This is a genomic window from Promicromonospora sp. CA-289599 (assembly GCF_050936155.1).
Classification (GTDB): Bacteria; Actinomycetota; Actinomycetes; order Actinomycetales; family Cellulomonadaceae; genus Promicromonospora.
Window position 1 is genome coordinate 5,258,759 of sequence record NZ_JBNJNI010000001.1, and the last position, 10,466, is coordinate 5,269,224.

The 10,466-nt window shown below is 64.2% G+C and carries 3 protein-coding genes and 1 pseudogene; 3 read left to right on the forward strand and 1 reads right to left on the reverse strand.

Translation table 11 applies throughout. The features are described 5' to 3' along the window. The first annotated feature begins 398 nt into the window (after positions 1-398). A complete protein-coding gene (gene drmD, locus ACQEVI_RS23440; RefSeq protein WP_432903572.1) occupies positions 399-3,632 on the forward strand; it encodes a DISARM system SNF2-like helicase DrmD in 3,234 nt (1,077 codons plus the stop codon). 1,244 nt (positions 3,633-4,876) lie between these two features. Further along, positions 4,877-8,260: an Eco57I restriction-modification methylase domain-containing protein gene (locus tag ACQEVI_RS23445; RefSeq protein WP_432906082.1), complete on the forward strand. Its 3,384-nt coding sequence runs from the start codon at positions 4,877-4,879 to the stop codon at positions 8,258-8,260. Here ACQEVI_RS23445 and ACQEVI_RS23450 read toward each other — a convergent pair. Beyond that, positions 8,219-8,965 (reverse strand): annotated as a pseudogene (locus tag ACQEVI_RS23450) (SAM-dependent DNA methyltransferase); the annotation flags it as partial. The gene ACQEVI_RS23445 and the pseudogene ACQEVI_RS23450 sit on opposite strands and share 42 nt — an antisense overlap. 132 nt (positions 8,966-9,097) lie before the next feature. Between ACQEVI_RS23450 and ACQEVI_RS23455 the strand changes: the two are divergent. Continuing rightward, positions 9,098-10,384: a recombinase family protein gene (locus ACQEVI_RS23455; RefSeq protein ID WP_432903575.1), complete on the forward strand. Its 1,287-nt coding sequence runs from the start codon at positions 9,098-9,100 to the stop codon at positions 10,382-10,384. Positions 10,385-10,466 lie beyond the last annotated feature (82 nt).

Sequence of the window (10,466 nt, forward strand, 5' to 3'; positions counted from 1 at the left end):
TAGTGGGTACAGCTCGCCAATCTTGACAGTCCGCGGCTATGTCGCAGGGCCCACTCGTGGGTGAGATCAGAGCGTGAACGGATGAAAATGCGGATGCACGGCTCTCATGGCGGCTGAGTTCGCTGCTCATACATGGTCTTGACGTGCTACCGACCCCGTTGTCACGCCCGGTCGGGCCACAGGGTCCAAATCGCTGCCCCAGCGAACTGCCGCGCGTAGGTGGCAGGCGTCAGTCTGGTCACAGTCGGCAGTGTTCCGATCTGGCGCGGGTGAACTCCCGAGTCTCGCGGTATCGGGCGGCCGCCCAGCGGCGTCTGCGCTGCTCATGGCCTTACGATCGGGTGCAAGGGCGCGGCTGCGCTCTTGCCAATAAGACTTCCTTCGGCAGAGGCGAGACCTTGACGACGATCTCGACGGAACATCAAGGCGCGGCGACCGGTGTGGGGGTGCCTCCGCTACCGGAGCCCGGTCAGATCGTCAAAGTTCGCGGGTCAATCTGGGCCGTTACAGACCTGCGAGAGCAAGGTCTCCTGCGTAGCCCGGCCGACGACGGTGTCGCACAACTCAACCATGTGGTGAGTCTGCAATCACTCGACGAGGATCGCATGGGCGAAGACCTGAGGGTTGTCTGGGAACTGGAGGTGGGTCACTCGGTCGCTCCCGACCGCGATCTGCCAGAGCATGTCGCGGTCGATGGTTTTGACGACCCGAACCAGCTCGCGGCCTTTGTTGACGCGGTGCGCTGGGGTGCGATCACGAGTGCTGACCCTGACGAGTTCCAGGCACCGTTCCGCTCGGGTGCCAACGTGGAGGCGTACCAGCTTGAGCCGCTGCGCCGCGCCCTGCAGGCGCCACGGACCAATCTGTTGCTCGCCGACGACGTGGGTCTGGGCAAGACGATCGAGGCTGGCCTGGTGATCCAGGAGCTACTCCTGCGGCACCGCGCGCGGACCGTTGTCATCGTCTGTCCGCCGAGCTTGGCGCTGAAGTGGGAGGACGAGATGCGCGAGAAATTCGGACTGGAGTTCGTCGTCGTGAATTCCGAGCTGATGGCGCAGGTCCGTCGCACACACGGGCTGAACGCGAACCCGTTCCGCCTTTTCCCGCGGGTGATTGTCTCGATGGCGTGGCTGCCGGGCGTCCGTGCCCAGCGTTTGTTGCGCGACGCCACCACCAAGGTCGGGCAGATGAATAGTTCCCGCCGCTACGCCTTCGACATATTGGTGGTAGACGAGGCGCACCACGTCGCCCCGTCGAGCCCGACGGGGGTCGGCCAGGCGCGGGGCTACGCGATCGACTCGCAGCGCACGCATGCCGTGCGCGATCTTGCGCGCGTCTGCGAGCACCGGCTCTTCCTGAGTGCGACCCCCCACAACGGTCACTCCGAGAGCTTCACGGCGCTGCTGGAGATGATCGACAACCGCCGCTTCTCCCGCGGCGCGTCGGTCGATGCCAAGGCACTGCGAGAGGTCACGGTTCGCCGCCTCAAAGGCGACATCGAGGCTAAGAACTTCAAGCCGCGTGAACTGTCCACGATCGTCTTCGAGGCGGCGGCCGACGAGGAGGCGACTTTCGACCTCCTCGATCGAATCCTTGATGCGTCCGCGCGGCAGAACGGTCGCAAGAAGACTGGTGACATCGTGTCGATGCTGCTAAAGAAGAGATTCCTATCCAGCCCGTATGCCTTCGGTCGCACGCTCGACTCCTACCGCAAGGCGCAATTCGGCGGTGGGAACGACTGGGAGATGGAAGCTGATCCGTACGCCGAGATCTTCGGGTCGGAGCAGTACGACGAGGAGGAAGGCCTTCTCGATCACCCTGAATTCAGCGCGCTGCGGCAGTCGAAGAAGAACGACCCGCTGTCCGCCGCAACCGTCGATGAGATCGAGCGCCTCGTCACCTGGGGCCTGGGCTTCGAGCACAGAGCAGACTCGCGATTGACCGCCCTCGCGTCGTGGCTCGAGGCGATCTGCCGCCCCGACGGCAAGCACTGGACTAACGAGCGCGTTGTCATCTTCACCGAGTACGCCGACACCCTTGCCTGGATCGTGTCCAACCTGCGTCAGCGTGGCTACGACGAGGCGCGGCTGGCAACGATTCAGGGCTCCACCGATGCCGAGGCACGCGAGTTGACTCGTGCCCGTTTCAACGCGGACCCGTCGAAGGAACCGATGCGGATTCTCGTCGCCACAGACGCCGCAGGCGAGGGGATCGATCTGCAGGCGCACTGCCACCGCCTGGTGAATTTCGATGTTCCGTTCAACCCGTCTCGTCTGGAGCAGCGTATCGGCCGGATTGACCGGTACGGGCAGCAGCACCGACCGGAGGTGCTGCAGTTTGTACCGGACAGCGACTCCAGTCAGTTCGGCGGCGCGATGAAGTTTATGGAACTGATTGCGCGGAAGGTCTCGACCGTCAAGGGCGACCTCGGTTCGGTGAACCCGGTCATTGACGCCGATATCCAGAACCAGTTCGGTCGGCTCGACAAGCTTCGCAGCACCCGAAAGTCGGCTGATGCCGACGTCGTCAATCAGGTCATGGCAGGTTCCGCCGAGCTAAACCGTGCGCTGACCCGCCTGGCCAGCCAGTACGACATGCTCAAGGCGCGGATGCACCTGACCCCGGACAACGCTCGACGAGTCCTGGACACCGCTCTTGCGTTGACGAATCAGCCGCTGCTGCGTGAAGTCGGGGCGGACGAGCCTGGCTGGGACGATGATGCTCCGGACGCTGCGGTCTTCACCCTGCCCAACCTCGGCCAGGCCTGGCAGCCCGCACTTCGCGGGCTGGACACGCGCCTTCAGCCGGGGATCAACCGACCGATCACGTTCGACGACACAGTGTCCGACGGCGACTCGGGCGACCTGGTCTCGACTGGCGAGGTAGTGCACGTCCACCTTGGACATGGGCTGCTGCAAAAGGCCGGCCGAATCCTGCGATCGTCACTGTTCAGCACCGATTCCTCGATGCGACGTGTCACGGCCGTCGTCGTGCCCGATCTGGAGGAGTCCTGCGTGGCCGCAGTCGCGCGTCTAGTCCTTGTCGGCCGCGGTGGCCAGCGACTCCACGAGGAGGTCTTCCTCGCTGGCCTGCGCCTCAAAGGCCGCGCGCTGGCCGAGGCGAAGGCCGAGGCGCTCGTCGAGCAGACCCTGGACCTGTCGGACCTCGACCTCGCGCCTGAGCCGGTCCGAGCCCGTCTGGCCGAGGAGTGGAACGCTGCAGAACGGGGTTTGCGGACGCGGCTCGACGACGCCATGCGGCGCGCCGCGGACCGAAAGCAGCACGCGGTCACCGACGAGCTGGCGAAGCGGCAGGACGCTGACACAGAACGTGCGCGCGGCATCTACGCGGCCTTCCGTCGCAATCTTGCCGAGTCGCTGGCCAGGCTCAGGCGAGAGGAAGCCGAACTGGCCGAGTCGCTATTTACCCTCCCCGAGGAGCGACGACAGTTCCGCGAAGACATCCGCGCCATGGAGAACCGTCTCGAAGAGCTCGACTCCGAGGAGGAACGGGAGACCGCCGCCATCCGCGACCGGTACACCGACATCAAGCCGTACGTCTCCGCTGCCGCCGTGGTCTTCGCTCTCACCCCCGCTGATAGCAACGCTGCCGACCTGGGAGATCTCGCGTGACCCGTCCGTACCACCGTCGTCCCGCCTCCGACGTCACCGGACGGCACCGTGCCTGGCTTGAGCTCGTTGACCGTGACGGCCCCTTCCTCGCTGTTCCGGCGCTCAAGCGCGCCTGGCCTCAGGGCATCGGCCATGTCTCGGACACGGCAAAGGCCGCACTCGCTGATGCCAAGCCCGACTTCGATCGTGCTTGGGACGAGTGCAATCGAGCGGTAGGTGCGGCTGACGACGACACCGCACTTGCGCAGTACCGCGGTGCTCGTGACAAGTGGGTGCAGACGGTGCTGCAGGACGTCGCCGGTTGGGGCAACCTGCTTACCTGGGACCTGGAGGCACTGCCGAACCCCGTGGGCCCCGCCGGCGTTCCGGTCGCGAGGTCCCAGGCACGCCGGGTCGAGGTGCGGGCGTCCGGGGCACTGCGGCGCGGGAACGACGTCGGCGCGCTGGTCTTCTTCGTCGACCCGGTGGGTTCGCTGCGTGACCCGGGTACCGACGAATGGTCGGCTTCTCCGATCGACCGGATGGATGCTCTCCTGCGATCGACTGGTCACCACATCGGAATAGTCACCGACGGTCGGTGGTGGGCCATCGTCTCTGCCCAGCCCGAGGTCATGACCGCGTCGGGCGTCGTGGATGCCCAGACCTGGGTTGAAGAGGCCGATGTCCGCAATGCGTTCTTCGCATTGCTCGATGTCCAGCGCTTCTTCGGTGGCGAGACGGCTCATCGCATTGCCGCACTGTTCCGTGAGTCGGTGACCGCCGCCGAGGAGATCACGGTTGCGCTCGGTACCCAGGTACGTCGTGCTGTCGAACTCGTGGTGACGGCGTTCTCCGAGTCCGCGGCCGACGCGCGTGCAGCGGGGCGACCCGACCCACTTCCGGCAGAACGCGGTCAGGTGTACGACGGTGCGGTAACTGCGATGATGCGCGTGGTCTTCCTCCTCTTTGCCGAGGAACGCTCGATGATGCCGCAGTCGGTGCTGTTCACCAGTGCCTATGGGGTTAGCGATGAACTCGACCGCCTTGATAGCCGCCTCAACGAGGAGGGCGCGGAGGCTCTGGATGCCACCCACCACACGTGGCACCGCCTCCTAGCCACGTCACGTGCCCTCTACTCAGGTGTGAACACGGAGGACATGCGCCTTCCGGCTTACGGCGGCTCGCTGTTCGACGCTGAACGCTTCGAGTGGCTCACGGCCACCGACGTGAGCGGCGCGCTGACTGTCACTGTGTCGGACCGCGTCATGCTTGAGGTGCTGCGCTCAGTGCAGTACGCCCCGATCGGCGGCGAGAGCCGCCGGATCTCCTTCCGCGACATCGGCGTGGAGCAGATCGGCTACATCTACGAGGGCCTCCTCGGGTACACCTCGCTGGAGGTGGACGAGGTCACGGTCGGCCTCATCGGCAAGGACGGTGAGGAGCCCGAGGTCCCGCTCGACACGCTCGACGACCTGTGGGAAGAGTTCGACGGTGATCCGAAGGCTGACGAGAATGCCGTCAAGGCCCTCGCTGAGTGGGTCAAGAAGAACCAGCCGGCCGCGACGCTTCAGCCGAAGAGCGCTTCCGGTCTCGTCCGGAAGCTGAACGTCCAGGCCGAAGATGCCGAGCGGGCGTTGCTGTCCGTCACCCGTGACAAGGAACTGATCGCACGGCTGCGGCCCTACCTCGGGCTGGTCCGTCGCGATCTACGTGACCGGCCCGTAGTGATTCAGCCTGGGGGCCTGTCCGTCGTCGAGACGAAGTCCCGCGCGAACGCCGGGGCGCACTACACCCCGAAGTCGCTCGCGCAAGAGGTCGTGCTGCACGCGCTGGAGCCGTTGGTCTACTCACCTGGACCGCACCAAAGCGCCGATCGGGAGACCTGGCGCGCCATCGACTCGAACCAGATCCTCGACCTCAAGATCGCTGACATCGCCTGCGGTTCCGGGGCGTTTCTCGTCGCTGCAGCCGAGTACCTGGCGGATCGGCTCGTGGAGGCATGGCATCGCGAAGGCATCGAGTCACTCACATCTCATGAACTTCTCCTGAAGGCGCGGCGGGCTGTTGTCGCGTCCTGCCTTTATGGCGCTGACATCAATGCGATGGCAGTCGAGATGTGCAAGCTGTCCCTGTGGCTCGTTTCCCTCGACCCAGGTCAGCCGTTCTCCTTCGTCGATGACAAGGTGTTCCACGGCAACTCGTTGCTGGGTCTCACGGATGTCAAGCAGATCGAAGAGGTGCACATCGATCCCGGTCGCGTGAAGCATCAGCACAGTGGCAGCCTGCTCGGCGTCGGTGGTGACGTGGGCTTCGTAGAGACCGTTGATGTACGGGCGAAGGTTCGAGCTCTGGCTAACCTGCGGCGTCAGATCGCCGGAGAGATCGTCGAGAACGACGTCATGCGATCGGCAAACGCGAAGAAGCGGCTCTGGACCCGATACCAGACCGATGCGGCCGAGCTGACGTGCGTAGCCGACGGTGTGATTGCCGCCGGGTTGAAACTCGGCGGAAAGCAGGGGAGGGCGCTTGATGAGAAGTACCAGAGCCTGCGGATTGCCGTCGACAGGGCCTTCGCTCCGGGCGGAGATCGAGCGATGCTCGACGGGATCGTCGAGCACGGGCTCACACCGACCGTCGAGACTGACTACAAACGGTGGAAGCCCTTGCACTGGGCACTGGCAGTACCGGACGTGTTCGAACACGGGGGATTCGATGCGATCGTGGGAAACCCGCCGTTCCTAGGTGGAAAGAAAGTCTCGGGTGTGTCGGGAAGCAACGTTCGCGAGTGGTTCGTCAACGTGTTGGCAGGCGGTGCGAAGGGCAACGCCGACCTCGTTGCCTACTTCTTCCTCCGTGCGACCTCGCTCCTGTCAACGAAGGGGACCCTCGGGCTGATCGCTACCAACACGGTGGCCCAGGGTGATACGCGCGAGGTCGGGCTAGATGCGATGGTCGCCGACGGCTTCACGATCACTCGCGCGGTCCAGTCCCGACCTTGGCCGGCACGGTCAGCGAACCTCGAGTACGCGGCCGTGTGGGGCACGCGAGAACCGGTGTCTGCCAGCGTTCCGCGGCTCGCCAACGACGTCGAAGTGAGTGCGGTTTCCACGTTGCTCGAACCTCAAGGGCAGGCGTCCGGGAATCCGATGCGGCTAACGGAAAACTCCGACACGGCGTTCATCGGATGTTACGTGCTCGGGATGGGGTTCGTTCTCGACCCTGCTGAGGCGCAAGAGTGGATTGCGACTGACGCACGCAACACTGAGGTGCTCTTTCCCTACCTCAACGGCGAGGACCTGAACTCGCGCCCTGACGCCTCGTCATCTCGCTGGGTTATCGACTTCAACGACCGTGACGAATCGGAAGCTGCCACGTATCGCCTTCCATATTCGAGAGCTTCCGGACAAGTGAAGCCTGAGCGCCAGCGCTTGAACACAAATCGCGACTTTGTACTTCGCAAGCCGTTGCCTCAGCGTTGGTGGCAGTACGCAGACAAGCGCCCTGCGCTGCGTCGTGCAATCACCAGATTCGACGAGGTGCTTGCGATAGCCCTCGTCAGCAAGAACGTCATGCCGATGCGCGTCCCGACCGGTCAAGTCTTCAGTCACATGCTAGGTGTGTTCGCCACTGACAGTTACAGCGACCAGGCAGTCCTGTCATCAAACCTGCACCAGATCTGGGCGATCACCCACGGTTCCGGTATGCGGAATGATCCGCGTTACACACCCTCGGACGTGTTCGAGACTTTTCCCCGCCCCGAGCCGACCGAACGTCTCGAAGCCATTGGCCGAACGCTCGACAAGGAACGTCGGGAGATCATGCTCCGCCGTGACCTCGGCTTGACCAAACTCTACAACCTCGTAAACGACACTGGTCTTGCCGACACGTCCGACGCCGATGTCGCCCGCCTCCGCGGCGATCCATGTCGAGACTCGACCGGGTTGTCACGGCGGCGTACGGCTGGCAAGACATGTCCTCTCGACCACGGCTTCCACGCCTTCCGGCAGATGACCCGATGGATGCCCAGTCCGGCGGCGCGCATCGAGATGCTCGACCGCCTCCTGGCGCATGAACCTTACGGACGATCGGCGGAGTATCGCAGCGGTGAACAGTTGAAGCCGCCGATACGCGAGCACCAAGCCCGCATTGGGCGCATGTACTCGGGACCTCACTCGAGCGGGGTCTCGCTGATGGCGACCGACTGTTCACCGCTGCGATACTCCGCCGTTCGCCGAAAGGTTCATGGCCAGGAGGCGGTCGAGCATCTCAACGCGCGCCGCCGGACTGGGCATCCATCGGGTCATCTGCCGGAAGGCGTGGAAGCCGTGGTCGAGAGGAATGTCTTGCCAGCCGTACGCCGCCGTGACAACCCCATCGAGTTCAATATGGATCGCCCGAAGGCGGGCGACATCGGCGTCGGACGTGTCGGCAAGACCAGGGTCGTGTACGAGGTTGTACAGTTTGGTCAAGCCGAGGTCACGGCGGAGCATGATGTCCCGACGTTCCTTGTCGAGCGTTCGGCCAATGGCTTCGAGACGTTCGGTCGGCTCGGGGCGGGGAAAAGTCTCGAACACGTCCGAGGGTGTGTAACGGATCCTCGTCTCCAATGTGGAACCGTGGGTGATCGCCCAGATCTGGTGCAGGTTTGATGACAGGACTGCCTGGTCGCTGTAACTGTCAGTGGCGAACACACCTAGCATGTGACTGAAGACTTGACCGGTCGGGACGCGCATCGGCATCACACTCTTACTGACGAGTGCAATCGCGAGTACCTCATCAAGGTTTGAGATGGTGCGTCGAAGCGCGGTTCCGTTCCTGCCGTATCTCCACCAATTGCGCGCATAGCCGGATGCTGATGCGTTCTTACCATCCAGCAATTCTCGCTCGGGCTTGACGCGATCCAGTAGTCGCGCGTACGGCAGTGCATACTTCGCCGCCTCGGGCTCGGTGCGGTCGTTGAAGTCGATAACCCAGCGAGATGGCGAGGCGTCAGGGCGCGAGTTCAGGTCCTCGCCGTTGAGGTAGGGAAAGAGCACCTCAGTGTTGCGTGCGTCAGTCGCAATCCACTCTTGCGCCTCAGCAGGGTCGAGAACGAACCCCATCCCGAGCACGATGCAGCCCTGGAATGCAACTGCTGCGTTTTCCGTCAGCCGGACCGGATTCCCCTCGGTGCGGCCGGACGGCTCCAGCAAGGTACTGATACGGCGGACTTCGACGTCGTTGGCGAGCCGCGGAACGCTGGCAGACACCGGTTCTCGCGTGCCCCACACGGCCGCGTACTCGAGGTTCGCTGACCGTGCCGGCCAAGGTCGGGACTGGACCGCGCGAGTGATCGTGAAGCCGTCGGCGACCATCGCATCTAGCCCGACCTCGCGCGTATCACCCTGGGCCACCGTGTTGGTAGCGATCAGCCCGAGGGTCCCCTTCGTTGACAGGAGCGAGGTCGCACGCCTACGTATCGGCGCAGGTCAGGCAGTGTACTGCCCGTGAACCTTAATCAAGTCCAGCGATGTGTCCTGTACGCACGGCTCAGCGTCACAAAGGAGGAGTCAGTCTCGATCGCGCGTCAGTTGGAGTCAGGCCGTAAGTACGCTGAAGCACGTGGATGGGAGGTAGTCGGTGAGTTTGTCGATGATGGGGTCTCTGCGATGGCCAACCGGCCGGAGGACCGCAAGGGTTGGGCGGCGCTCTTGGCCGCTGACGACTTCGACGCCGTCGTCATCTGGAAGGTCGACCGGCTCGCCCGTCGGGTACTCGACTTCCTGCACGCAGACGAGTCGCTCCAGGCGCGTCGTGCGGGTCTCGTCGCGGTCGAGGACCCGATCGACATGACGAGCCCGCAGGGCCGAGCCTTCGCGGTCATGCTCGCGGTGTTCGGGGAAATGGAGGCCGAGGGCATTCGTGCTCGTGTCCGTGCGGCGCGTGCCCATTTGATCAAAGACGGTCGCTTCGTCGGCGGCGGCATCCCCTACGGCTACCGCTCGACTCAGAACCTGGACGGGCCTGGCCGCATTCTGACTAAGGACGCCGAGCGCATCCGCTGGCTCGGTGAGGCCGTGCGACTCGCACAGCAGGGCGGAACGGTTAACGCTATCGCTATCTGGCTCACCGACCAGGGCGCGCCCCTCCCTGTACGACGCAAACCTAGGATTGACCCAGAGAACACTGCCTGGAACCGCCAGACAGTCGAGCAACTCCTGCGCAACCCGGTCCTGGCCGGGATGACGCCGCACAACCCGGGGCGGGCGAAGAGCGACAAGCGGGCAGACCCGTTCGCTGTCGTCCGTGACGAGCACGGTGCCCCCGTCATCGACGAGTCTCTTGCGATTATTACGTTCGAGGAGTTCGTGCAGTTGCAGCGCACCCTCGACACACGTGACAGTCCACAGGCGCGCAAGCGGACAGAGCGGCAGACGACGAGCCCGTTCCTGTCGAGAGTCGCGCTCTGCGACGACTGCGACGTGTTCCTCTACCGCGGGACGAACCAGAAGCAGCCCGTCCTCTACTGCCCGAAGTGTCGCCAAACTCTTGGCCGTGTACGACTCGATCTGTATCTCACGGGTCGGCTTCTTGCCGAACGCGGGACCGAATCCTGCGCTGGGTCCACCGTGCGGGAGCGTTGGAAGTTGGCGGGCGACGACGAGATGGCCCGGCGGGCAGTACTGATGTCGCAGCTCGACATCCTGCGAGTCCGCCGTGGGGTCGTCGGCCGCTACTTCGATGCCGACCGGTTGGTGCTGCAGTGGCGCCCGACAACAGTTCCTGCCGGGTGAACTGGACGTCCCTTCGTCGATCTCAGCACGCTCGTGTTGATGCCTCCGGCTACCGTGGTGCCCGTCCCTGACCAGGCCACCT